The 23,695-nt window shown below is 72.1% G+C and carries 20 protein-coding genes; 14 read left to right on the top strand and 6 right to left on the bottom strand.

Annotated elements, in window-relative coordinates; genetic code table 11:
- Positions 1-42: 42 nt before the first annotated feature.
- Both LQK93_RS10570 and paaN read right to left on the bottom strand, forming a co-directional pair.
- Entirely contained in the window at positions 43-1,404 is a 1,362-nt protein-coding gene (locus LQK93_RS10570; RefSeq protein ID WP_374967756.1) for an MFS transporter, read from the bottom strand.
- A gap of 8 nt (positions 1,405-1,412) precedes the next feature.
- The gene (gene paaN, locus LQK93_RS10565; RefSeq protein ID WP_374967755.1) at positions 1,413-3,137 is read right to left on the bottom strand and encodes a phenylacetic acid degradation protein PaaN; all 1,725 of its coding nucleotides are present in this window, start codon (positions 3,135-3,137) and stop codon (positions 1,413-1,415) included.
- Between the two features lie 104 nt (positions 3,138-3,241).
- Between paaN and LQK93_RS10560 the strand changes: the two genes are divergently transcribed.
- On the top strand, positions 3,242-4,510 hold the full coding sequence (locus tag LQK93_RS10560; RefSeq protein WP_374967754.1) for a 3-hydroxyacyl-CoA dehydrogenase NAD-binding domain-containing protein: 1,269 nt from the start codon (positions 3,242-3,244) through the stop codon (positions 4,508-4,510).
- Positions 4,507-4,929, top strand: a complete 423-nt coding sequence (paaI, locus tag LQK93_RS10555) for a hydroxyphenylacetyl-CoA thioesterase PaaI (RefSeq protein WP_374967753.1) — start codon at positions 4,507-4,509, stop codon at positions 4,927-4,929. The genes LQK93_RS10560 and paaI overlap by 4 nt, the downstream gene beginning before the upstream one ends.
- 168 nt (positions 4,930-5,097) lie before the next feature.
- Here paaI and LQK93_RS10550 read toward each other — a convergent pair whose 3' ends face one another.
- Positions 5,098-6,714 carry a DEAD/DEAH box helicase gene (locus LQK93_RS10550; RefSeq protein ID WP_374967752.1) on the bottom strand — a complete coding sequence of 539 codons (1,617 nt, stop codon included), beginning with the start codon at positions 6,712-6,714 and terminating at the stop codon, positions 5,098-5,100.
- A 407-nt stretch (positions 6,715-7,121) separates the two neighbouring features.
- On the opposite strand from LQK93_RS10550, the gene LQK93_RS10545 reads away from it, so the two are divergent.
- The 5 genes from LQK93_RS10545 to LQK93_RS10525 all read left to right on the top strand — a co-directional run bounded on the left by LQK93_RS10545 (position 7,122) and on the right by LQK93_RS10525 (position 11,872).
- Complete coding sequence (locus LQK93_RS10545) at positions 7,122-8,033, top strand: ABC transporter substrate-binding protein (RefSeq protein WP_374967751.1); 912 nt, start codon at positions 7,122-7,124, stop codon at positions 8,031-8,033.
- An 8-nt stretch (positions 8,034-8,041) separates the two neighbouring features.
- Positions 8,042-9,013 carry an amino acid ABC transporter permease gene (locus LQK93_RS10540; RefSeq protein ID WP_374967750.1) on the top strand — a complete coding sequence of 324 codons (972 nt, stop codon included), beginning with the start codon at positions 8,042-8,044 and terminating at the stop codon, positions 9,011-9,013.
- A 101-nt stretch (positions 9,014-9,114) separates the two neighbouring features.
- Entirely contained in the window at positions 9,115-9,918 is an 804-nt protein-coding gene (locus LQK93_RS10535) for an amino acid ABC transporter ATP-binding protein (protein ID WP_374971483.1), read from the top strand.
- A 107-nt stretch (positions 9,919-10,025) separates the two neighbouring features.
- The gene (paaK, locus tag LQK93_RS10530) at positions 10,026-11,339 is read left to right on the top strand and encodes a phenylacetate--CoA ligase PaaK (protein ID WP_374967749.1); all 1,314 of its coding nucleotides are present in this window, start codon (positions 10,026-10,028) and stop codon (positions 11,337-11,339) included.
- Positions 11,340-11,434: 95 nt separating this feature from the next.
- The gene (locus LQK93_RS10525) at positions 11,435-11,872 is read left to right on the top strand and encodes a nitroreductase/quinone reductase family protein (protein WP_374967748.1); all 438 of its coding nucleotides are present in this window, start codon (positions 11,435-11,437) and stop codon (positions 11,870-11,872) included.
- A gap of 125 nt (positions 11,873-11,997) precedes the next feature.
- Here LQK93_RS10525 and LQK93_RS10520 read toward each other — a convergent pair whose 3' ends face one another.
- Entirely contained in the window at positions 11,998-12,363 is a 366-nt protein-coding gene (locus tag LQK93_RS10520; protein ID WP_374967747.1) for a GntR family transcriptional regulator, read from the bottom strand.
- A gap of 228 nt (positions 12,364-12,591) precedes the next feature.
- Between LQK93_RS10520 and LQK93_RS10515 the strand changes: the two genes are divergently transcribed.
- From LQK93_RS10515 to galE, 6 genes are all read left to right on the top strand, one after another.
- Positions 12,592-14,070 carry a cytochrome ubiquinol oxidase subunit I gene (locus LQK93_RS10515; protein ID WP_374967746.1) on the top strand — a complete coding sequence of 493 codons (1,479 nt, stop codon included), beginning with the start codon at positions 12,592-12,594 and terminating at the stop codon, positions 14,068-14,070.
- Between the two features lie 16 nt (positions 14,071-14,086).
- Positions 14,087-15,136 carry a cytochrome d ubiquinol oxidase subunit II gene (gene cydB, locus LQK93_RS10510; RefSeq protein ID WP_374967745.1) on the top strand — a complete coding sequence of 350 codons (1,050 nt, stop codon included), beginning with the start codon at positions 14,087-14,089 and terminating at the stop codon, positions 15,134-15,136.
- A gap of 7 nt (positions 15,137-15,143) precedes the next feature.
- Positions 15,144-18,632, top strand: a complete 3,489-nt coding sequence (gene cydD / locus LQK93_RS10505; RefSeq protein WP_374967744.1) for a thiol reductant ABC exporter subunit CydD — start codon at positions 15,144-15,146, stop codon at positions 18,630-18,632.
- A gap of 12 nt (positions 18,633-18,644) precedes the next feature.
- Positions 18,645-19,052, top strand: coding sequence for a BlaI/MecI/CopY family transcriptional regulator (locus LQK93_RS10500; protein WP_374967743.1), 408 nt, complete (start codon positions 18,645-18,647; stop codon positions 19,050-19,052).
- A 46-nt stretch (positions 19,053-19,098) separates the two neighbouring features.
- Entirely contained in the window at positions 19,099-20,001 is a 903-nt protein-coding gene (locus LQK93_RS10495) for a M56 family metallopeptidase (protein WP_374967742.1), read from the top strand.
- Positions 20,002-20,085: 84 nt separating this feature from the next.
- On the top strand, positions 20,086-21,102 hold the full coding sequence (gene galE / locus LQK93_RS10490; RefSeq protein WP_374967741.1) for a UDP-glucose 4-epimerase GalE: 1,017 nt from the start codon (positions 20,086-20,088) through the stop codon (positions 21,100-21,102).
- A gap of 39 nt (positions 21,103-21,141) precedes the next feature.
- Here the strand turns inward: galE and LQK93_RS10485 are convergent, their stop codons facing one another.
- Both LQK93_RS10485 and LQK93_RS10480 read right to left on the bottom strand, forming a co-directional pair.
- Entirely contained in the window at positions 21,142-22,536 is a 1,395-nt protein-coding gene (locus tag LQK93_RS10485; RefSeq protein WP_374967740.1) for an MFS transporter, read from the bottom strand.
- A 9-nt stretch (positions 22,537-22,545) separates the two neighbouring features.
- Entirely contained in the window at positions 22,546-22,995 is a 450-nt protein-coding gene (locus LQK93_RS10480) for a YybH family protein (protein ID WP_374967739.1), read from the bottom strand.
- Between the two features lie 140 nt (positions 22,996-23,135).
- On the opposite strand from LQK93_RS10480, the gene LQK93_RS10475 reads away from it, so the two are divergent.
- Positions 23,136-23,681, top strand: coding sequence for a low molecular weight protein-tyrosine-phosphatase (locus tag LQK93_RS10475; protein ID WP_374967738.1), 546 nt, complete (start codon positions 23,136-23,138; stop codon positions 23,679-23,681).
- Positions 23,682-23,695: the final 14 nt, after the last annotated feature.

Here is a 23,695-nt window from a genome sequence, read left to right as displayed (position 1 = left end):
CGGGCGGAGCGGCACGCGACGCGCGTCGAGTCGGCGCCGGTTTCAGCCGGCGGTCGTGCCCAGCTCCCTGCTCCTGCGCCCGCGCCGGGCCCCGCCCACCACCACGATCACGACACCGACGACCGCGGAACCGCTGGCCAGCGCCGAGTAGCCGAGCGTGCCCACCACGATTCCCGCAGCCACACCGCCCGCGGCCCCGGCGAGCCCCATCAGCACGTCGGCCAGGCCCTGGGTCGCCGGCCGCTCGTCGGTGGTCACCACCGACGTGAGCAGCGTCGAGCCGGAGACGAGCGTGCACGACCAGCCCACGCCGAGCAGGAAGAGCGCGACGAGCAGCAGCCCGGACCACCCGGCCTGCGACCGCGAGGCGAGCAGCGACGCCAGGGTGAGCACGCCTCCGCCCACGATCGCGACCTTGGGCGCACCCCAGCGGTCCACCGCGATGCCGACAAGCGGCGAGAGCGCGAACATGCCGAGGATGTGCACCGATATGACGAAGCCGATCACCTCGAGCTCGGCGTGACCGTGCTTCATGTGGATCGGCGTCATGACCATGACGCTGACCATCACCAGGTGGCCGAAGGCCATGACGAGCATCGCCCGGAGCGCAGCGGGGTTGGCCCGCACCACCGCGAGGCCCCGCCGCATGGAGCCGTCGTGGTTCGGATCGTCCTCGACCCCGCCGGATGCCGGGTCCGAGCCGGCCTCTCCCACCGGTCTGCTCGGCGAGTCGCCGCCCACCGGTTCCCTACGAGCGTTGCGCTCGGCCGTGTCGAGCTCCCGGGCCGTGAGCAGCGGGTCCGGCCGCAGCCGCCAGTTGATGACGAGCCAGGCGAGCACGAAGCCGGCGAGCGAGAAGACGAACGTGCCCGCCAGGTCGGGCAGGCCGAGAGCCTGCGCCAGTGCCTTGCCCGGACCCACGAGGTTCGGCCCGGCCACGGAGCCGATGGTCGTGGCCCACACGACCACCGACAGGTCACGGCCACGGTGGGCGGGGCTGGCGAGGTCGGCGGCGGCATATCTCGTCTGGTTGTTGGCGGTCGTTCCCCCGCCGAAGAGGAACATCCCGACGACGAAGAGGGGGAACGACGTGAGGACGGCCGCGGCGAGCACCAGCGCGGCCCCGACGAACGCCACCGACAGACCCCATCTCAAGCCGACCCGGCGGCCTCGCGCCGCCGTCGCCCGCGCCACAGGGATCGTCAGCAGCGCGGTGCCGAGCACCTGGGACGTGGTGCCGACGCCCGCGAGCGCCTCCGTGCCGCTCAGCTCCTCAGCGAGCAGGGCACCGACGGCGATGCCGCTCGCCATGCCGACCCCGCCGAGGATCTGCGAGAAGACCAGGGTCCGGACGACCTTGCGCTGCAGCGTTGCCCGGTCCACCGACACGGGAGCAGCCTCCATCCCCCGACTCACACGTGGCGGCGCGAGGTGATGACGCGGAAGCGGTTCGCGACGAAGGCGGCGTCGGTGTAGGCGGCGTTGGCGGCCGGGTTGGCACCGGTGCCGTGGAAGTCGGAGAACGCGGCCGTCTGGTTGACGAAGACCTGGCCGGTGAGGTTCTCGGACAGCGCGACGCCACCCTCGGCCGCGGCCTCCCGCGCCGCCTCGAGCACCGCCTCGCTCGTGGAGTAGACGGCAGCCGTCATGGCGCCGTGCTCACGAACCGTGTCGGCCAGCTGGGCGAGGGACTGCTCGGTCGAGGCCGTCCTGATGAGGAAGCCGACCGGGCCGAAGCACTCCTGGGTGTAGACGTCCTCACGGGCGACGTCGACGGCGACGAGGCCGGGCGCGCGCACGACCGCGTCGGCCCACGTCGGGTGGGTGAGCCGGCGCGAGTCCAGGACCACTCGGCCGTCTGCGTCGGCGGCGATGGCGGAGAGCGAGTCGGCATTCCCGCGCACCTGGTCGTTGACCGTGGCACCGAGCAGCTCGACGGCCTTGGCGTCGTCACCCGTCAGGCGGCCCACCGCCGCCGCGAGCCGGTCGCCGACCTCCTCGAAGGACAGGTGCCCCTCGTCGGTGTCGATGCCGCCTGCGGGCACGTAGAGGTTCTGCGGGGCGGTGCACATCTGGCCCGAGTAGAGGGTGAGGCTGAAGGCGAGGTTGCCCAGCATGCCCCTGAGGTCGTCCGTCGAGTCGACGACGACCGAGTTGAGACCGGCCTTCTCGGTGTAGACGAGCTTGCCGTGCGCAGCGGCCGACTCCTCGAGCCACGCGCCGAAGGCCGGCCCGCCGGTGTAGTCGATGATGGCGACCTCGTCGCGCTCGGCGAGCGTCTTGGCCAGTCCCTGGCCGTCGGCCTCGGCGGCGAGCTGGACGAGGGCCGGGTCGAAGCCCGCCTCGGCGACCACCTCACGAGCGATCTCGACCGAGATCGCGAGCGGCAGCACGGCTCGGGGGTGCGGCTTCACGACGACCGGGTTGCCCGTGACGAGCGAGGCGAAGATGCCGGGGTAGGCGTTCCACGTCGGAAAGGTGTTGCAGCCGATGACGAGGGCCACGCCACGCGGGATGATCCGGTAGTCCTTCTGCATCCGGGTCGGAGCCGGGTTGCCCTCGCGGTCCCGGCCCGGCTTCTCCCAGAGCACCGATGCGGGCACGCGCTCCTGCTCGACGAGCCCGGCCGCAACCGCCTCGATGGCGCGGTCCTGCGCGTGCGGCCCGCCTGCCTGGAACGACATGACGAAGGGCTGCCCGGAGGTGTGCATGACAGCGTTGGCCAGCTCGAAGCTGCGCTGGTTGATGCGGTCGACGATCTCGACGCAGACCGCGGCGCGCACCTGCGGACCCGCGTCGCGCCACGCCGGCATCGCCGCGCGGGCGGCTGCGAGACCGGCGTCGAGGTCGAGCTCCGGGTAGGTGACGCCGAGCTCCGGGCCGTAGGGCGAGACCTCGCTCCCGACGAAGGTGCCGTCGGTCGGCTGGCTCGACAGGGCGGCATACGCCCTCCCGAGGTGCGCCTCGTGCGCCGTCAGTCCCTCGGCGGCGGCCGTCTCGCCGTAGACGCGGGGGCTCGGCGACTCGGGGTAGCGGGAGTACCAGGAGCGGCTCGCCAGGGCCTGACGGATCTCGCCGAGGACTCCCGCGTGCGCGTCGAGCAGGGGGTGGGTGGGCGTCGTTGCCGGTGCAGTCACGCGATGATGCTAGCTCCGGGGGCCGCCGCTTCCGTATGCCGTCGGGCAGGCTCCGCGCGCGCCCTCCGCGCACCCGCGGCGGGGCAGCAGGCAGGATGGCGGGCATGGACACGGACGTCAGGGAACCCGACCGGCCAGGAGCCGCCGACCGCACCGACGAGGACGCGGCCGGGCACGTCGAGGCAGTGCGCGCAGCATCCGCCTTCGGGCCCGTCGGCGTCATCGGGGCCGGGGCCATGGGAGCGGGCATCGCCCAGGTCGCGGCGACTGCTGGACACGCGGTGACCCTCGTGGACGTGGTGCCGGGCGCTGCGGCGAGCGCCGTCGAGCGGATCGGCAACGCGCTCTCTCGCCTCGTCGACAAGGGGCGCATGCCGGCCGACCAGGCCACAGCGGTGCTGGCCCGGCTCACCGGCGCCGAGTCGCTCGACGACCTGCCCAACTGCGGACTGGTCATCGAGGCCGTGCCCGAGGACCGCGACCTCAAGCGGCGCATCTTCGCCGAGCTGGGCGACCTGCAGCCCTCGACGACGGTGCTGGCGACGAACACCTCCAGCATCGACATCGACGAGATCGCGGACGAGGTGGCCGATCCGGAGCGCGTGCTCGGGCTGCACTTCTTCAACCCGCCCCCCGTCATGGCGCTCGTCGAGGTCGTCCACGGCGAGCGGACGGCGCCCGCCTACGTGGAGCACGCTGCGGCCCTCGTCGCCGCGTGGGGCAAGACCCCGGTCCGCTGCAGCTCGACGCCGGGCTTCATCGTCAACCGGGTGGCCCGCCCGTTCTACGGCGAGGCCCAGCGCATCGTCGAGAGCGGGATCGCCGACCCCGCCACGGTCGACTGGATCCTCCGCGAGCGCGGCGGCTTCCCGATGGGTCCGCTCGAGCTCACCGACTTCATCGGCCAGGACGTCAACCTCGCCGTCGGCACGTCGGTGTGGGAGCAGACCGGGCGCGACGAGCGCTACGCGCCCACGACCTTCCAGCATGAGCTGGTGGAGGCAGGCCGCCTCGGGCGCAAGTCGGGGCGTGGCGTCTACGCGTATGCCGCCGACGGCTCGATCGAGGGCGCCGATCCCGACCTCGAGCTCGCCGAGCGCCTCGTCGGCGGACCGGTCGCCACCGACCCGCTGGCCCGGACGCTGGCGATGCTCGTCAACGAGGCCGTCGACCTCGTGGCACGCGGCGAGGCGAGCGCCAACGACGTCGACACCGCGATGCAGCTCGGCACGCGCTACCCCAAGGGGCCGATCGCGTGGGGGCGCGAGCTCGGGTTCGACGTCGTGGCGAAGTGGATCGCCGAGCTAGACCGCGCCTATCCGGGCGGCCGCTACCGGCCGAGCCCGGCTCTGACAGACGGGAGCCTCACGTGAGCGAGGCCCAGGCCGGCGTCGCCTTCGCCCGACAGATGTGGGCCGACGACGAGGCGTCGCGCCGGCTCGGCATGGAGGCCGTCGCCGTCGAGCAGGACCGTGCCGTCGTCCGCATGACGATCCGTGACGACATGGTCAACGGGCACGCCATCTGCCACGGGGGCTACATCTTCACCCTGGCCGACTCGTGCTTCGCGCTCGCCTGCAACTCGCGGGGGCGCCTCACGGTGGCGGCCGGGGCGGACATCTCGTTCACCGCACCGGGGCGTCTCGGTGACGTGCTGGTCGCCGAGGGGCAGGTCCGCTCCGCATTCGGCCGCAGCGGCATCACCGACGTCACGGTGAAGCGGGAGTCCGACGGCCAGATCATCGCCGAGTTCCGCGGCCGCAGCCGCACGCTCGCCGTCTCGCGCCCCTGACTGCCCCCGTCTGCACCCGTCGAAGGGCCAACGCGCGACTCCCCCCAACCGTCGAGTGGCCAGACTTTGCGGGTGCAGCAACGTCGAGAGGCCAAAGTTTGCGAAGAACTTTGGCCTCTCGACGGTTGAGGACCCGCAGACTTTGGCCTCTCGACGGTTGAGTCGGGGTCAGCGGGAGCGGCGGCTGCCGGCTCGCGTGCCGGCGGAGAACGCCGCCGCGCTGCCGCCGCTGCTCGTGGAGTAGACGGTCGCCGAGCCACCACGACGGCCAGAGCCGTCGGAGGTGCCGGCGCCACCGGAACGGCGACCGGCCGACTGGCCCTCGCCGCCGCGCCCACGACCTGCGCCACGACCGCCGGAGCGGCCGGCACCGCGAGCGCCACCGCCCTGCGCGTCGGACCCGTGGTCGCCGCGGCCGCGGCCACGGCCTCCCTCGCTCGGGCCACGACCGTGCTCGCCCGGCTGGCGTCCGCCGACGGCGCCACGGCCGCCGCCGGAACCGGCGTTGCCGCCGCGGCCACGACCGCGGCCGGAGCCGCCGCCCGAGCCACTGCCGGATGTGCCGCCGGATCCGCCGCCGCGGGGAGCCTCCTCGCGGACGAGGCCACCGGCATACGACCGCTCACCGGGGGCGAGCTCGCTCAGCAGCGGGTGCCCGAGCTGGACGCGGGTGGTCGTCGGCTTGATGCCCGCCTTGCGGGTCAGGTCGCGCACGTCGCGCACCTGGTCGTCGAGCATCATCGTGACGACGGTGCCGTCGTTGCCGGCACGCGCCGTGCGCCCGGAGCGGTGCAGGTACGCCTTGTGCTCGACGGGCGGGTCCGCGTGGATCACGAGGGCGACGTCGTCGACGTGGATGCCGCGGGCCGCGATGTCGGTCGCGACCAGCGTCTGGGCGCGGCCGGAGTGGAAGTCGTCCATGTTGCGCGTGCGGGCACCCTGGCTGAGGTTGCCATGCAACTCGACGGCCGGAACCCCCGAGGCGTTGAGCTGCTTGGCGAGCTTCTTGGCCCGGTGCTTGGTGCGCGTGAACACGACCTTGCGACCGGGGGCCGCGGTGAGGTCGAGGATGACCGGCAGGTGCGAGCCGCTGTCGACGTGGAGCACGTGGTGGCTCATCGTCGAGACGGGCGACTGCGCCGAGTCGGCCTCGTGCGTCACGGGATTGGTGAGGAATCGCTTGACCAGCACGTTGATCGCACCGTCGAGCGTCGCGGAGAAGAGCAGCCGCTGGCCGTCGCGCGGCGTCTTGTCCATGATCCGCCGGACGCCCGGGAGGAAGCCGAGGTCGGCCATGTGGTCGGCCTCGTCGAGAATGGTGATCTCGACGTCGTCGAGGGACACGTGGCCCTGCTGCATGAGGTCCTCGAGGCGACCGGGGCAGGCGACGACCACGTCGACGCCAGCGCGCAGGCCCTGGACCTGCGGGTTCTGGCCGACCCCACCGAAGATGGTCTGCGAGGTGAGGCCGAGCGGTTTCGCGAGGGGCGCCATCGCCGTGTCGATCTGCGTCGCGAGCTCGCGCGTCGGCGCGAGGATCAGGGCGCGCGGACGGCGCGGCTGGCGACGTCGGCCGGACTGGGACAGGCGGGTCAGCAGCGGCAGCAGGAACGCATACGTCTTGCCGGAGCCGGTGCGCCCGCGGCCGAGGACGTCACGGCCGGCCATCGAGTCGGGCAGCGTCGCGGCCTGGATGGGCGTCGGGGTGGTGATGCCGAGGTCGTCGAGGATCGAGACGAGGCTGGTGGGCACGCCGAGAACGGCGAAGTTCGTGTCAGTGGACACAGGTGGGCACTCCAAAACGTGGAAGAGGTCGTTCTGCCCGGCGCGAGGAACCTCGGCGATGAGGGGTCGCGGCGCAAGAGCGAATCGACGGGGCCGGCGCAGCTGCGCCCGACCAAGAAGAGGCGGCCCGAGGCAGAACTGGGCGGGCCGCTGCCACCAGTCTAGCGGAGAGTCCCTCCGATGCTGCACACCGCCGGTCGCGGCCCGTCGCAGCGCCTCGCAGGGCGCAGATCTCAAAGCACCCTCGACCCTTTCCCGGAGTGCCGGTCGGTTATCGGCTAACGGTTCGGTCGCATCCGTGGGAAGGCTCAGGGAAAGGTGGAAGGATCTTCAATCAAAGGCGCACCATCGCGCCCGATGACTGAACACCGAGTTCGCACACCGCGTTCGTCCTGGAAGGACCTCTCATGCGTCGCATGTCCCTCATCGCCGCCACCGGCTTCGCCGTCGCGGGCCTCGCGCTGTCCGCGTGTGGCTCGAACTCGCTGTCCAACAACTCTCCCGGAGCAGGCGGCGCGCCCGCCGCATCGGGAACCGCTGCCGTCGGCGCCGTCGACCAGGCCCTGGCCGCGAAGGTCCCGGCCAAGCTGAAGTCCGCCGGGAAGATCATCATCGGCACCGACCCGACGTACGCGCCCAACGAGATGCTGGCCAGCGACGGCAAGACCGTCCAGGGCTTCGACGTCGACCTCTTCAACGCCGTCGCGGCCAAGCTCGGCCTCAAGACGGAGTGGCAGCCGGCGGGCTTCGACACGATCATCCTCGGCGTCACGGGCGGCAAGTACGACATGGGCGTCTCGAGCTTCACCATCAACCCCGACCGCAAGAAGCAGGTCAACATGGTGAGCTACTACAAGGCCGGCACGCTGTGGGTCGTCCCCAAGGGCAACCCCCAGAAGATCACCATGGACGACGTCTGCGGCAAGGCGGTCGGCGCCCAGAAGGGCACCGTCCAGGCCGACGACCTCGCGGCCCGCAGCAAGAAGTGCACCGACGCCGGCAAGCCCGCGATCACCATGGTCATCCAGAAGGGCCAGGACCAGGTCACCTCGGACGTCGTCAGCGGCAAGACCGTCGCGATGCTCGCCGACTCGCCGGTCGGCCTCTACGCCGTCAAGCAGACGGGCCAGCTCGAGCCGCTCGGCGACATCTACGACTCCGCCCCCTACGGCTACGTCGTGCCCAAGGACCAGACCGACTTCGCCAAGCTCCTCGTCGAGGCACTCAAGGCCACCAAGGCCGACGGCACCTACGACGCGGCGCTGAAGAAGTACGCGGTCGAGAAGGGCGCCATCGACAACTTCGCCGTGAACCCGTGAGTCATCCCATGACCGGCACCACCGAGAAGACAGGCACACCGTCCGGCACGACCACCGACCGGCCGGGTCTCATCGACGCGCGACCCGTCCGGCACCCCGGACGGTGGGTCGCCCTCGCCGTGATCGTCGTGCTCATCGGCATGATGGTCAACTCGTTCCTGACCAACGAGCGCTGGAACTTCCCCAAGGCGCTCGAGATCATGCAGCAGACGCCGGTGATCGAGGGCCTGTGGAAGGGGACCATCATCGGCACCGTCGGCTCGATGCTCATCGGCATCGTCGGTGGCATCCTCATCGCCGTCCTGCGCCTGAGCCACAACCCCGTCCTGCGCGGCGTCTCGTTCGTCTACACGTGGTTCTTCCGCGGGATCCCGCGCCTGGTGCTGCTGGCGATGATGGGCAGCGGCGTGGGCTACCTCTACAGCTCGCTCGACTTCGGCGTGCCGTTCGGGCACCAGCTCGCCTCGTTCCTGGGGCTCCCGAGCAACTTCACGTTCTTCACGCTCAACGTCAACCAGTTCTCGAGCACGCTGATCGCCGGCATCATCGGCCTGGGCCTCTCCGAGGCGGCCTACATGGCCGAGATCGCCCGCGCCGGCATCCTGTCGGTCGACAAGGGCCAGGCCGAGGCGGCCGCGGCCCTGGGCATGGACCGCGGCAAGGCCATGCGCCGGATCGTGCTGCCGCAGGCGATGCGCGTCATCGTGCCGCCGACCGGCAACGAGACCATCGCGATGGTCAAGGACACCTCGCTGCTCTCGGCGATCCCGGTCATCACCGAGCTCTTCTACCAGACCAGCGCCATCGGCACCCGGACGCTGCTCATCATGCCGGCGTTCGTCGCAGTCACAGCGTGGTACCTCATCGTCGGGTCGGTCCTCATGGTTGGGCAGTACTTCCTCGAGAGGCGGTTCGGGCGCGGCTTCGGCACCCCGAGCAACAAGCGGTTCGCACGGCCGGCCGGGGCAGGAGGCGCCTGATGTCAGAGACCACCACCACCAACCAGCCAGCCGCATCGCCGCAGCCGCACGCGCGCTCGCGCACCGGCGAGGACCAGCCGCTCGTCCGGGCGGTCAACGTCATGAAGAGCTTCCACGGCAACGAGGTGCTCAAGGGCATCGACCTCGACGTGCACCGCGGCGAGGTCGTCGTGCTGCTCGGCCCCTCGGGCTCGGGCAAGACGACCTTCCTGCGCTGCATCAACCAGCTCGAGGAGATCGACGGCGGCCGCATCTGGGTCGACGGCGACCTCGTCGGCTTCCGTGAGCAGGGCGGCCACCTGCACCACCTCACCGACAAGCAGGTCGCCACCCAACGCCGTGACATCGGCATGGTGTTCCAGCGCTTCAACCTCTTCCCGCACATGACGGCGCTCGAGAACGTCGTGGAGGCCCCGATCCAGGTCAAGGGCGTCGGCAAGAAGGAGGCCAGGACCCGCGCCCGGGAGCTGCTCGACCAGGTGGGTCTCGGCGACAAGCCGGACTCCTACCCGGCCCAGCTCTCCGGCGGCCAGCAGCAGCGGGTCGCGATCGCTCGCGCGCTGGCGATGGACCCGAAGCTGATGCTCTTCGACGAGCCGACCTCGGCTCTCGACCCCGAGCTCGTCGGTGAGGTGCTCCGGGTCATGCGCGAGCTGGCCCGGCAGGGAATGACGATGATCGTCGTGACGCACGAGATGGGCTTCGCGCGCGACGTCGCCGACCACGTCGTCTTCATGGACGGCGGGGTCGTCGTCGAGGAGGGCAAGCCGCGCGACGTCATCGTCAACCCGAAGCACGAGCGGACGAGGTCGTTCCTCCAGCGGATGCGCACCGAGGACCAGGAGGCCGCCTCCGACGCCTCCGACGCTTCCAGCGCCGCGAACGCGGGAGCGCCCGACGCCTGAGCGTCGCCACCACGTCGAGTGGGCACCTTCTCCCCCGGGGAAGGTGCCCACCCGGCGTTCGGGAGGGCACCCGGTTCGCCGGGACGAGTGTGGGCACAATGGGGCCCATGACGACGGAGTCACCCCGCCCCGGACGGCCCGACCACGAGATCCCGAGCGTCGGGCTCGACGAGCTGCGGGCCACCCAGCTCGAGCGGCTCCAGCGGACGGTGCACGCGGCATACGACAACGTGCCGCACTACCGGGCGGCGTTCGAGGCCATGGGAGCCCACCCCGACGACCTCCGGTCGCTCGACGACGTCAGCCGTCTGCCGTTCACGACCAAGGCGGACCTGCGGGCCAACTACCCGTTCGGGATGTTCGCGGTCCCCCGCGAGCAGGTCGTACGCGTGCACGCCAGCTCCGGGACCACCGGTCGTCCCACCGTGGTCGGCTACACCAAGCGCGACATCGACACGTGGGCCGACCTGATGGCCCGCTCGATCCGCCTCGCCGGCGGCCGCCCGGGCGACATCGTCCACGTCGCCTACGGCTACGGCCTGTTCACCGGCGGGCTCGGCGCGCACTACGGCGTCGAACGGCTCGGCGCGACGGTCGTGCCGGTGAGCGGCGGCATGACCGAGCGCCAGGTGCAGCTCATCGAGGACTTCGGCCCGCGCGTCATCATGGTGACGCCCAGCTACTTCCTCAGCCTGCTCGACCAGATGGAGCGCGAGGGCATCGACCCGGCCGGGACGAGCCTGCAGGTCGGCATCTTCGGCGCCGAGCCGTGGACCGAGTCGATGCGCCAGGAGATCGAGCGCCGCACCGGCATGGACGCCGTCGACATCTACGGCCTCTCGGAGGTCATGGGTCCGGGCGTTGCGCAGGAGGCCGCGACGACCAAGGACGGCCTGCACCTGTGGGAGGACCACTTCTTCCCCGAGGTCATCGACCCGGTCACCGAGGAGGTGCTCCCCGACGGTGAGGTCGGCGAGCTCGTCCTCACCTCGCTGACCAAGGAGGCCATGCCGGTCATCCGCTACCGCACCCGCGACCTGACGCGCCTGCTGCCCGGCACCGCTGTCCCGTCGATGCGGCGCATGCAGAAGATCACCGGCCGCACCGACGACATGATGATCATCCGCGGCGTCAACGTCTTCCCGACGCAGATCGAGGAGGACGTGCTCGCCGAGCCGCGCCTGTCGCCCTACTTCCAGTGCGTGCTCACGCAGCCCGGACGCATGGTCGAGCTGACCGTACTCGTCGAGCCGCTGTCGCGTCTGGAGCCGGGCGCCGCGGACGACATCGCGCGCACCCTGCAGCACGCGATCAAGACGCACATCGGCACGACGTGCCGCGTCGAGGTGCGCGACCCCGGCTCCATCGAGCGGTCGATCGGCAAGGCGCGCCGCATCGTCGACGAGCGCCCCACGGGGTGAGTGGCGAGCCGGTTCGGCGCATCTCCCGGGACGGCCGGTGCTTGACTCGACGCAGGACCCGGTGAGGACCTCCGACGCAGGGAGTAGGTACGGCGATGGCCTCGATGACGGATCGGCTGTGGGGAGTCGGCAACAGGGTGGCGGTGTGGCTCTATCGACGCACCGCCGGTCGGGTCGGCGGCACGGCCCGCCAAGGGACCAAGGTGCTGCTGCTCACCGTTCCGGGGCGGCACACGGGCAATCCCCACACCGTTCCGGTCGGCTACGTCGAGCGCGACGGCGCCTACTACGTCGCCGCGTCCGCGGGCGGGCGGCCCAGCGAGCCGCAGTGGATCCGCAACCTCCGGGCCTCGCCCACCGCGGCGGTCCAGGTCGGCCCCACCCGCCGAACCGCGTCGGTCGAGGTGCTCCGAGGCGCCGAGCGCGACGCCGCCTGGAACGACGTCATCGTGGCAACGCTGCCCTTCTTCGCCGACTACGAGAGGAAGGCGGGGCGCACGATCGCGGTCGCCCGCCTGACCCCCACCGCCTGACGCCGGTCGACTCTCTGAGCACCCCCCGCGGGTCCGCCCCTGTGTGCACCAGTCGGTGCCCTGACCCCGAGAAGTGCACGCGACCCAGCCGACCCGGGCGGACGGCATACGTCATCGGCGCCGCCTCAGGAGCTCTGGGCCCGGCGTACGGTCTCGAGGGCGTCGGCGTCGCCCACCCCGGCCTGACGGGCGGCCGCCACATAGCGGGCCGCGAGGGCAGCGAGTGCCGCTGCGGCGGCGTGCTCGCCCGAGGCCACCACGGTCCCCGCGCGGCTGCGGGTCTGGACGAGTCCCGCCGACTCGAGCTCCTTGTAGGCGCGCGCCACCGTGTTGGCAGCGAGGCCGAGCTCGGCAGCGAGGGCGCGGACGGTTGGCAGCCGGTCGCCGGGCGCGAGCCGACCGCCTCGGATGAGGCCTTCGACCTGGCTGCGCACCTGCTCGAACGGGGCCTGGGGCGAGGTGTGGTCGACGACGACGTCGAGGTGGGTCACGGGGGTGAGTAAGGCAGTCACCGAGCCGGTTGTCAACGTCCGGTTCCCGGCGAACGGCGTTGCCTTCGCTCGCAACCCCACTCGCCCGCATTCGCAGGAGACGAACGGGACACACCGACGGGCGACCGGCGTCACCCCCGAAACTTCGACACCGGGCCACACGCCGATCCACCACCCGCTAGCATCTACTACGTAGAGTAGTTTTGGCGCGATCCCCCCGGAGCCCCCATGGATGCAACGGACCTGGCACGGTGGCAGTTCGCCATCACCACGGTGTACCACTTCCTCTTCGTGCCGATCACGATCGGCATGTCCTTCGTCGTCGCCGTCTTCCACACCGCATGGGTGCGCACGCACCACCCGCAGTGGATGAGGCTGGCGAAGTTCTTCGGCAGGCTCTTCCTCATCAACTTCGCCCTCGGGCTCGTGACGGGGATCGTGCAGGAGTTCCAGTTCGGGATGAACTGGAGCGACTACTCGCGCTTCGTCGGTGACATCTTCGGCGCCCCGCTGGCGATGGAGGCGCTGCTCGCCTTCTTCCTCGAGTCGACGTTCCTCGGCCTGTGGATCTTCGGCTGGGGCCGCCTGCCCGAGAAGCTGCACGCCGCGACGATATGGGCCGTCCACATCGGGACGGTGCTGTCGTCGTACTTCATCCTCACGGCGAACTCGTTCATGCAGCATCCCGTCGGCTACCGGTTCAACCCGGTGAGCGGGCGCGCGGAGCTGACCGACTTCTTCGCCGTGCTGACCAACAAGGTGCAGCTCGTCACCTTCCCGCACGTCATCTTCTCCGCCTACATGACCGGCGGCGGCGTCGTCATGGGCGTCGCCCTGTGGCTCATGCGCCGCGAGGCGAAGCGTGCGCACCGCGACGCGCACGACGTCGCCGGCACCGACGCCGCCATGTACCGCAGGGCCACGCGCATCGGCGCCGTCCTCGCCCTCGTCGCGGCCGTCGGGGTCGTCGTCAGCGGCGACAGGCAGGGCAAGATCATGACCGAGGTGCAACCCATGAAGATGGCTGCCGCCGAGGCGCTCTACGACTCGGTGCCCGCCGGCCGGGGAGCACCGTTCTCGGTGCTGACCGTCGGCTCGCTCGACGGCTCGCACGCCAAGACGATCATCGAGATCCCCGGTCTGCTCAGCTACCTCGCGACCGGCAGGTTCGACGGTGCCGTCCAGGGCATCAACGAGCTCAAGGCGCAGTACGCCCGGACCTACGGCGCCAGCGGCAACAGGCTCGTCGCCGACACGGCGACGGGGTACGTGCCCAACATCCCGACGACGTACTGGACCTTCCGCCTCATGATCGGTCTCGGGATCGCGACGGCGCTCATCGCGCTCGCGGTGCTGTGGCTGACCCGCAAGGGCGCGACCCCGACCGCGCGCTGGCTGACGTATGCCGCCGTGGCCGCTCCGCTCCTCCCCGTCTTCGCCAACAGCTTCGCCTGGATCTTCACCGAGGTGGGCCGGCAGCCGTGGATCGTCTTCGGGCTCATGACGACCGCCCACGGCGTCTCGCCGAGCGTCTCGACGGGTGAGGTCATCACCTCGATGGTCGTCTTCACGCTCCTCTACGGCGCGCTGGCCGTGGTCGAGGTCAAGCTCTTCCTGCACTACGTCCGCAAGGGCGCCGAGCCCTTCGAGCAGCCGCAGGACCCCGCCGACCGGGACGAGGACGCGCCCCTCGTCTTCGCCTACTGAGAAGGACTGGGCTGCAATGGATCTCGCAACCTTCTGGTTCATCGTCCTCGGTGTGCTCTGGACGGGCTACCTCGTGCTCGAGGGCTTCGACTTCGGCGTGGGGATGCTCCTGCCGGTCCTCGGCGGCAAGCGCTACGCGGCCGACGCCGTCGACGCGGAGAAGCGCCGGCGCGTCCTGCTCAACACCATCGGTCCGGTCTGGGACGGCAACGAGGTGTGGGTGCTGACCGCGGGCGGTGCCACCTTCGCGGCGTTCCCGCACTGGTACGCGACGCTGTTCAGCGGCTTCTACCTGCCGCTGCTGCTCATCCTCGTCGCCCTCATCGTGCGCAACCTCGGCTTCGAGTACCGCCACAAGCGGCCCGAGGCGCAGTGGAAGGCGCGCTGGGACCGGGCGATCTTCTGGGGGTCGCTCGTGCCCGCGCTCCTCTGGGGCGTCGCGCTGACGAACATCGTGCGCGGCGTGCCGATCAACGCGGCCAAGGAGTACACCGGCAACCTCCTCACCCTGCTCAACCCGGCCGGCCTGCTCGGCGGCCTCGTCTTCGTGGCGCTGTTCCTCACCCACGGCGCGATCTTCGTGGCGCTCAAGACGGACGGCCAGATCCGCCTCGAGGCACGCCAGATCGCCGAGCGGGTGGGCGTCGTCGCGGCGGTCCTCGCCGTGGCACTGCTGCTCTGGATCGGCCTCACCGACGGCAAGCTCGCCTCGTGGGTCACGACCGTCGTCGCTGCGGTCGCGCTCCTCGGCGCCCTCGCCGCCAACCGGGCCGGCCGTGAGGGCCGGGCGTTCGTCGGGACGGCCGTCACCATCGCCATGGCCGTCGCGACGTACTTCATCGTGCTCTTCCCCAACGTCATGCCGAGCTCGACGAACCCGGCGTGGAACCTCACCGTCCACAACGCCTCGAGCACCGACTACACCCTCAAGATCATGACGATCGTCGCGCTGGTCTTCACGCCGATCGTGCTGGTCTACCAGGGCTGGACGTACTGGGTCTTCCGCAAGCGCCTGACCGTCAAGCACATCCCCGAGGACGCCCCGCTCGAGACCGTCTCGCACTGAGGCCCACGTGAAGCCCTTCGACCCCCGACTCCTCCGGGCGGTGCCTGCCGCCCGGAGGCCGGTCGCCGTCCTCGCCGCGACCGGGATCGCGACCGGTGCCGCCACGATCGCCTCCGCGTTCGCGCTGTCCGCGGTCGTCGTCGCGGTCGTCGACGGCTCGGGCCTCGGCACCGCGGTCGCCTGGCTGCTCGCCCTCTTCGCGGTCCGCGCGGTGCTCGCCGCCGTCACCGAGCGGGTCGCAGCGTGGGCCGGGGTGTCCGTGTCCTCGGCGCTCCGCGCGGCGCTGCTGCAGCGCTGGGGCACTCTCGAGGCGGACCACCGCCTCGAGCCGGGCGCCGCCGTCTCCCTCGCCACCGCGGGCACGGCTGCCGTCGAGCCGTATGCCGCCCGCTACCTGCCGACGCTCGTCACCGCGGCCGTCGTGCCGGCGCTCGCGATCGCGACCCTCGTCGTCGTCGACTGGCCGAGCGCCCTCGTCGTCGTGCTGACCGTGCCGCTGCTGCCGGTCTTCGCCGCGCTCATCGGCAAGGCCACGGCCGCCTCGACCGAGCGCCGCTGGGCGGCGCTGGCTGCCCTGTCGGGGCACTTCCTCGACGTCGTCCGGGGCCTGCCGACTCTCGTGACCTACGGCCGCGCCCGCCGCCAGGCCGCGACGGTGCGCGAGGTCAGCGACCGGCACCGCCGCGCCACGATGGAGACGCTGCGGGTCGCGTTCCTGTCGTCCGCCGCGCTGGAGCTGCTGGCGACGATGTCGGTCGCCATCGTGGCCGTCACCGTCGGCCTGCGGCTCTCGACGGGCTCCATGGCGCTCGGACCCGGCCTCGTCGCGATCCTGCTCGCGCCCGAGGCGTACTGGCCGGTGCGCCGGGTCGGCGCCGAGTACCACGCCGCCGCCGACGGCGCGGTTGCCCTCGACGCGATCCTCGCCCAGCTCGAGCCGACCGCCGTGCCGCCGATGACCGCTCCCCCGGCGCAAGCTGGTGGCCGGGTCGGCGAGGTGCGGCTCACCGGCGTGACCTACGCGTATGCCGGGTCGCCCGCTCCCGTCATCCGTGACCTCCACCTCGTGGCGGGGCCCGGGCTCACCGTGGTGACCGGTCCGTCGGGAGTCGGCAAGTCGACGCTGCTCGACCTCGTCGCCGGGCTGCGGCGCCCGACCTCGGGCACCGTGCAGGCGCCGGCTTCGCACTACGTGACGCAGCGACCCTTCCTTGCGACCGGGTCGGTGCGCGCTGCCCTGACCATCGGCCACCCGGCGACCGACGACCAGCTGTGGGAGGCGCTGCGGGCCGTCGAGGTCGACGGCGTCGTCGCGGCCCTGCCCGGCGGGCTGTCCGCCGACCTCGGCGACGACGGCTTCGGCCTGTCCGCCGGCCAGCGCCAGCGGCTCGCCCTCGCCCGCGCCTGGCTCTCCCCCGAGACCGTCCTGCTCCTCGACGAGCCCACCGCGCACCTCGACCCGGCGGGCGCCGAGCAGGTCGCCGCGCTCGTCGCCGAGCTCGCGGAGAGGCGCGTCGTCATCGCCGTGACCCACCGGGACGAGCTGCTCCCCCACGCCGACCACCGCCTCGCCATCGCCGCGACCGAGCCCCGCCGCCCGATCGACGCGGGCCCCGAGGGATCCCCGTTCGAGGTGATGCCGCGCCCGGAGCCCACCTCGCCATCACCTCGAACCGGGGTCTCGTCGCGGCGGGTCTGGTGGCCCTCGGCCGGCACCGTCCGCGGGGGGCTGCTCGGCGGCGTCGCGACCGCGGCGGGCATGGCCCTGACCGCGACCTCCGGCTGGCTCATCGTCCGGGCGGCCGAGCGCCCGGTGATCCTCACCCTCCTGACGGCGATCGTCGCCGTGCGCACCTTCGGCATCGCCCGGCCCGTCTTCCGCTACTGGGAGCGGCTCACCAGCCACGACGCGGCCTTGGCGATGCTCGCCGAGCGGCGGACGTCGGCCTACGAGGCGCTCGTCCCCCTCACGCCGGCGCGGCTGGGGCGGCGTCGCCGCTCCGACGTGCTGACCGGCGTCGTCGACGACCTCACCGACGTGGTCGACGCGCAGGTCCGGGTCACCGTCCCGGTGATCTCGACCGCCATCGCGGGCGGCATCGTCATCGCCCTCACCATGGCGCTGGCCCTACCGGTCGGCCTCGCCATGCTCGGGCTCGGCGTCGTCGTGTGTCTCGTCAGCGCGCTGGCGGTGCGCCTGGAGTCCCGGTCGCTGCCCGACCTGCTCACCGCCCGCGGCGAGGTGACCCGCGTCAGCGAGCTGATGGCGAGCCAGGCCTCCGAGCTGCGGGCCGTCGGCGGCTGGACGACGGCACTCGGCTGGCTCGACGACGCGCACGCGACCCTCGACCGGGCGACCCGCCGCATCAGCGCCGGACGCGCCGCCGCCGCCTCGCTCTTCCTCGTCTCCGTCGGTGCGGCCGTCGCCCTGACGGCGTCCATCGCGCAGGACCTCGCCGTGTCGCCCCCCGTCAAGGCGCTCCTCCTGCTGACACCGGTCGCGGTGTCCGAGGCGATCACCCCGCTGGTCGACGCCATGCGGGCCCTGGCCCGCGCCCGCGGGAGCGAGCACCGGCTCTCCGCGCTGCTCGACCTCGCACCGGCCGTGGCGTCCGCGCCCGGCCGCCCGCACGACGGCACCGGAAGCGCGAGAGCCGGGCACCCGGCATACGCCGGCGGTCACGAGGACGGCTGCGACATCGAGACCCGCGGGCTCACAGCGTCGTGGACCGGCGAGCGCACCGACCTCGCGCCCACCGACCTCGACGTGCCGGCCGGCAGCCGCCTCGCCATCACCGGAGCCAACGGCAGCGGCAAGTCGACGCTCCTCGCCGTGCTGGCGCGGCACCTCGACCCGTCGGGAGGCAGCTACCGGCTCGGCGGCACCGACGTGCTCGACCAGCCGCTCGAGCAGGCCCGCGGCCGCATCGCGGTGGTCGACGACGAGACCCACGTGTTCGCCACGACGCTACGGGGCAACCTGACGCTGGCACGTCCCGGGGCCGACGACGCCCAGCTCGAGCGCGCCCTCGGGGCGGCCGGGCTCACCGACCTGCTCGACTCTCTCCCCCACCGCCTGGACACCGTCCTGGGAGCGGGGGGTCGCGGGCTCTCCGGGGGCGAGCGGGCCAGGCTCGGCATCGCGCGGGCCCATGTCAGCGCTCGGCCGGTCGTGCTCCTCGACGAGCCCGTCGCCCACCTCGACCCGCCGACGGCGCGAGCCGTCGTGCGTGACCTCACGCGCCATGGAGGAGCCACCGGCGGCTCGCCGAACGCGCACGCGCCCAAGGACACGGACGAGTCCGCGCAGACCATCGTCATGGTGACCCACCGCGACGACGGCGCCGACCTCTTCGACCGGGTCTGGGAGATCGCTCGTCCGTCGGGCACGATGTCCCTGACGACCATCGCCGCACCGACGGATCGCGAAGCCGACTCCCGCAGCGACGATGACGAGCACGACCACACGCACGACGACGGCCCACCCCGTCGGTAGATCGGAGTCCTCATGCCCACGCCCCGCAACCGCCTCGGCGACCTCGAGCGCGCCGTCATGGAAGAGCTCTGGACGACCGCCGACGCCCACCCCGAGGGCCGCACCGTCCGCGAGGTCCACGACGCCATCGGCGTCGAGCGGGGTCTCGCCTACACGACCCTGATGACCGTCCTCGACCGGATGGCCAAGAAGGATCTGGTCAACCGCGAGCGCGACGGCCGGGCCTGGCGCTACACCGCGGCCTCGACCCGCGCCGAGCTCACGTCCGAGTCGCTGCACCACACGCTCGGCGAGCTCGCGGGCGACACGCGACGCACCGCGCTGCTGCACTTCCTCGACGAGTCCACGCCCGAGGAGATCGACGAGCTCAAGGCCGCGCTCGCCGAGCTCGAGGCCCGCCGCCCCGACCTCGCCGGCTGACTAGCAACCGCAGCCACGGTCCTCACCGACCCTCCACACTGATCCCGTGCTGCTCGTCGCATCCCTCGTCGTCCTCGCGGCGCTGCTCGCGTGGCCGGTGCCGCGTGCGCTCGCGCGGGCGACAGCGTTGCGGCGCGCCCCACGGGCGGCCCTCGTGCTCTGGCAGTCGACGGCGGTCGCCGCCGTGCTCGCCGCCCTGCTCGCCGCCCCGGCCGCCATCCCCGCCGTCGTCGGCCGCCAGATGCGGATCTCGGAGCAGTGGCCCGTGCTCGCCATCGCCGCCGCCCTCAGCGGCATGGTGGCCGTGCGACTGCTGCTCTCGGCGGACCGGGTCGGGCGCAGCCTGAGGGCAGCGCGCCGGCGCCACCGCGAGCTCGTCGACCTGCTCGGGGTCCCGGGCGAGGGTCCCGACCGGCACGTGCGCGTGCTCGAGCACACCACCCCGACGGCCTACTGCGTTCCCGGCGTCCGCCGCCGCGTCGTCCTCACCCAGGGCACCCTCGAGCGGCTGCAGCCCGACGAGCTCTCCGCGGTGATCGCCCACGAGCGCGCGCACCTGGACGCTCGGCACGACCTCGTCATGGAGTTCTTCACCGTCGTCCACGAGGCGATGCCCGGCTTCCTGCGCTGCGACGCCGCCCTGCTCGAGGTGCACCTGCTCATCGAGGTCCTCGCCGACCGCGCCGCCGTGCGCCGGGCCGGACCGGTCAGCACCGGCCGCGCCATCGTCGCAATGGCCGCCGGGTCCGGGTCCGGGCCCGCCGGCTCGATGGGGATGGGGGGCGGCGCGCGCGTCGCCACCGCACGCATCGGCCTGCTCGACGCCCAGCACATCGCGGGCCTCCCCGTCGCGGTCGTCGCCGCCGCCATGTATGCCGTGTCGGCCGTCCTCGTGGCGCTGCCCCTCTCCCTCTACGGCCTGGCCATCGCCGGGCTCACCGTCGTCTGAGCCGGCTCGAGCCGCCCTCGTCTGAGCGACCCGGGCAACCGCAGGCGTCGGCAGGCCGACTCGTGGCGTGGGTAGGGTGACGCCATGCGCGTACTCGTGAGCGGCGGCGCCGGCTACATCGGCTCCCACACCGTGGTCCAGCTCGTCGCGGCGGGGCACGACGTGCTCATCGTCGACAACTTCGCCAACAGCAAGCCGACGGTCGTCAACCGTCTCGAGGCCCTGACCGGCACCCACCTGCCGGTCCACTCCTTCGACCTGACCGACGTCGACAAGACCGAGCACCTCTTCGCGCACGAGGACATCGACGCCGTCATCCACTTCGCGGGGCTCAAGGCCGTCGGCGAGAGCGTCGAGCAGCCGCTCGAGTACTACGAGAACAACCTCGGCTCGACCTTCTCGCTCGTGCGCGCGATGCGCCGCCACGGCGTCGACAAGCTCGTCTTCTCCTCCTCGGCCACCGTCTACGGCCTCGACCAGGAGGCTGCCACCGAGGACCGCACGACCTCGGCCACCAACCCGTACGGCTGGACCAAGGTCATGCAGGAGCAGATCCTGCGCGACGTGGCGGCCGCCCACCCGACCATGCGGTTCGGGCTGCTGCGCTACTTCAACCCGGTCGGCGCCCACGCGTCGGGCACCATCGGCGAGGACCCGCAGGGCATCCCCAACAACCTCGTGCCCTACATCGCCCAGGTCGCCGTCGGCCGCCGCGAGTACCTCCAGGTCTACGGCGACGACTACCCGACCCCCGACGGCACCGGGCAGCGCGACTACATCCACGTCGAGGACCTCGCCGCGGGCCACCTCGCGGCGCTGGCCAGGCTCGGCACCATGGACGAGCCGGTCGGCGTCTGGAACCTCGGCACCGGCCACGGCACGTCGGTGCTCGAGATGCTCCACGCCTTCGAGCGTGCGGTCGGCCACGAGCTGCCCTACCGCGTCGTCCCCCGCCGCGCCGGCGACGTCGCCGTGTCCTTCGCCGACCCGAGCAAGGCCAACGCCGAGCTGGGCTGGACCGCCACGCGCACCGTCGACGACATGTGCGTCGACACCTGGCGCTGGCAGCAGGCCAACCCCCAGGGCTACCCCGACGCCTGATCCGGCCCCAGGCCGGGGACTCAAGGCGGCCGGGCCCGGTCAGGGCTGGGGGTCCAGGGCGTCGTAGTCGCGGAACGAGGGCACCCTCGCCACGGTGACGACGACGAGGAGCACGACGAGCGCCCCACCCACGACGGACGGCACCCAGGTGGCCGTGACGGTCGCGAGCGTGCCGGCGAACATCTGCCCGAGGCGCGGGCCACCGGTCACCACGACGGTGAACACGCCCTGGGTGCGCCCGCGCAGGTGGTCGGGCACCGCCGACTGCAGGATGGACTGCCGGAAGATGGCGCTGACGTTGTCGGATCCTCCGGCGACGGCCAGGCAGAGGGCCGCGACCGCCAGCGCCCAGCGGTTGACCGCGCCGAAGTCCATCGAGTCGACCGCGTGGCCTCCGAGCTCGGTGACCGCGAGCACGGCACCGAAGCCGAGGATGCCCAGGCCGTAGGAGACGATCGCGTTGCGGATGGCGAGGCCCTGCCACCGCAGGCCGGTCACCCGGCCGGAGACGAGGCTCGAGACGATGCCGCCGACCGCGAAGGCGGCCAGCAGGATGCCCGCCGTGACGGACCCGCCGCCGATGACGACGGCCCCCACCGCGGGAAAGAGGACCATCGGCTGGCCGAAGGTCATCGCGATGATGTCGACGATGAAGCTCATCCGGACGTTGGGTGACCGGCGCAGGTGCGTCAGGCCGTCGACGACCGAGCGGAAACCCCCAGCGGTCGGCACCTCCCCCTCGGGCCGGATGCGTGGGAGCGTCCAGAGCCCGAAGAAGCCGGCGAAGAAGAGGACGACGTCGACCGTGTAGGTCCAGGCGTAGCCGGCCCGCGCGACGAGCACGCCCGCCACACCCGGCCCCACGGTCACCATGACGCCGCCGGAGATGCCCATGAGCGCCGCCGCCTTGGGCAGCAGCTGCGCGGGCAGCAGCCTCGGGATGATCGCCTGGCGCGTGGCCGAGGCGATCGTGGCAGCCACGGCGTTGACGGTGGTGATGACGTAGAACGCCCAGACGACATGGACCTGGGCCCACGCGAGGGTCGCGAGCGTGACCGTCGAGCCCCAGGCCACGGTGCCGGCGATGAGGGCCACCGACCGCCGGTCGAAGCGGTCGGCGATCGCACCACCGTAGAGACCGGCGACGATCATCGGCAGCAGCGAGAACCAGGCGACGAGCGAGACCATGAACGTCGAGTGGGTCAGGTCGTAGATGTTCAGCCCGACGGTGGTGTTGGTGACGAACGTGCCGATGCCGGCGAGGGTGTTGCCGGTCCAGAGCCGGGCGAACGCGGGACTGGAGCGCAGCGGCGTCAGGTCGACGAAGTGCGAGCGACGCGTCGTGCCAGTGGTCCCAGCCGTGCCAGCCGTGTCAGCCGTGTCCCCGGCCCGGGCGGGCGCAGGTGCGTCGGGCCCCGAGGATGCGTCGGTCACGGAGCGAAACTACGCCACGACGAGGTCACCGGACGGTGAGGGGAGGCACGCGTCGGCCTCGCGCAGCCGCGAGCCGTCCCGGACCCACAGCCAACCCCCGTCGGCGGTGCGCCGGGCCACCTGCGTGCAGACGGTGCCGTCGGCGCGGGACGACGTCGTCATGGCGAGGTCGCCCGTGACGAGTGCCCGGACCGACACCGCTGCCGCGTCCTCGCCGCACGCGCCGCCCGCGCCCAGGACCCCGGCGGCCAGCGCGGCGGCGAAGGCCTCGCGGATCGCTCGGTGGCCGGCCGCCTCGCGACCGCGCGGCAGGCTCACGACGGCGTCGGCGGCATACAGCCCGACCATGGCGTCGAGGTCGCCGGCGGCCACGGCCGAGGCGAAGGCGGGCTCGAGCTGCTCCGGCGAGGTCGCCACGAAGGGGCTCGGCTGCGTCGTCGTCATGGGCCACGTCGTCATGGGCCACACCGTGTCACCGGCCACCGACAGCCGGAGGACACACCGCCACATAACGGATGGGGGCCGCGCTCGGGGACCGCCTTCAACGAGTCTCGTCGCTTCCCGTCTCAACCCCCGATTCGCGGTGTTGAATGGGGATCATGTCGTCTCGGCCCGTCCGCGTCACTTTCGTGTGCAGCGGCAACATCTGCAGGTCCCCCATGGGTCACGTGATCCTCCAGAGCATGGTCGAGGACGCCGGTCTCGCGGACCACGTGAGCGTCAGCTCGAGCGGCACCGGAGACTGGCACGTCGGGGAGCAGGCCGACCCCCGGACCATCGCCACCCTGGCCTCGCACGGCTACGACGCATCCCGCCACCGCGCCCGCGAGTTCGACCCGGCCGAGTTCGACGAGCTCGACCTCGTCCTCGCCTCCGACTCCGGCCACGTGCGGACCCTGCGACGCCTCGCGCGCACTCCCGACGACCGCAGCAAGATCCGGCTCGTCCGCGAGTTCGACCCCGAAGCGGTCGCCGCCGGGACCTTGGAGACCGACGACCCGTGGTACGGCAAGGAGGAGCACTTCGCCCGGTGTTTCGCGGAGGTGGAGGCCGCCTGCCGTGGCATCCTTGCGCACATCAGGGACCAGCTGGACAGCCGGCTGGCCGGCCGCCTCGACGACAAGGTGGACTGGGAGCGGTCCTGACCCCGAAGTGAGGC

It is taken from the genome of Terrabacter sp. BE26 (assembly GCF_041941675.1).
GTDB lineage: Bacteria > Actinomycetota > Actinomycetes > Actinomycetales > Dermatophilaceae > Terrabacter.
This window is presented reverse-complemented; position numbering and strand designations above follow the sequence as displayed.

Bases quoted from the DNA above. Each gene is read 5' to 3' on its own strand.
- LQK93_RS10525 (WP_374967748.1), top strand. From the start codon at position 11,435: ATGGCCTCGATGACGGATCGGCTGTGGGGAGTCGGCAACAGGGTGGCG.
- paaK (WP_374967749.1), top strand. From the start codon at position 10,026: ATGACGACGGAGTCACCCCGCCCCGGACGGCCCGACCACGAGATCCCG.
- LQK93_RS10540 (WP_374967750.1), top strand. From the start codon at position 8,042: ATGACCGGCACCACCGAGAAGACAGGCACACCGTCCGGCACGACCACC.
- LQK93_RS10475 (WP_374967738.1), top strand. From the start codon at position 23,136: ATGTCGTCTCGGCCCGTCCGCGTCACTTTCGTGTGCAGCGGCAACATC.
- galE (WP_374967741.1), top strand. From the start codon at position 20,086: ATGCGCGTACTCGTGAGCGGCGGCGCCGGCTACATCGGCTCCCACACC.
- LQK93_RS10535 (WP_374971483.1), top strand. From the start codon at position 9,115: ATGAAGAGCTTCCACGGCAACGAGGTGCTCAAGGGCATCGACCTCGAC.
- LQK93_RS10560 (WP_374967754.1), top strand. From the start codon at position 3,242: ATGGACACGGACGTCAGGGAACCCGACCGGCCAGGAGCCGCCGACCGC.
- LQK93_RS10480 (WP_374967739.1), bottom strand. From the start codon at position 22,995: ATGACGACGTGGCCCATGACGACGACGCAGCCGAGCCCCTTCGTGGCG.
- LQK93_RS10515 (WP_374967746.1), top strand. From the start codon at position 12,592: ATGGATGCAACGGACCTGGCACGGTGGCAGTTCGCCATCACCACGGTG.
- LQK93_RS10500 (WP_374967743.1), top strand. From the start codon at position 18,645: ATGCCCACGCCCCGCAACCGCCTCGGCGACCTCGAGCGCGCCGTCATG.
- cydB (WP_374967745.1), top strand. From the start codon at position 14,087: ATGGATCTCGCAACCTTCTGGTTCATCGTCCTCGGTGTGCTCTGGACG.
- LQK93_RS10570 (WP_374967756.1), bottom strand. From the start codon at position 1,404: ATGGAGGCTGCTCCCGTGTCGGTGGACCGGGCAACGCTGCAGCGCAAG.
- LQK93_RS10545 (WP_374967751.1), top strand. From the start codon at position 7,122: ATGCGTCGCATGTCCCTCATCGCCGCCACCGGCTTCGCCGTCGCGGGC.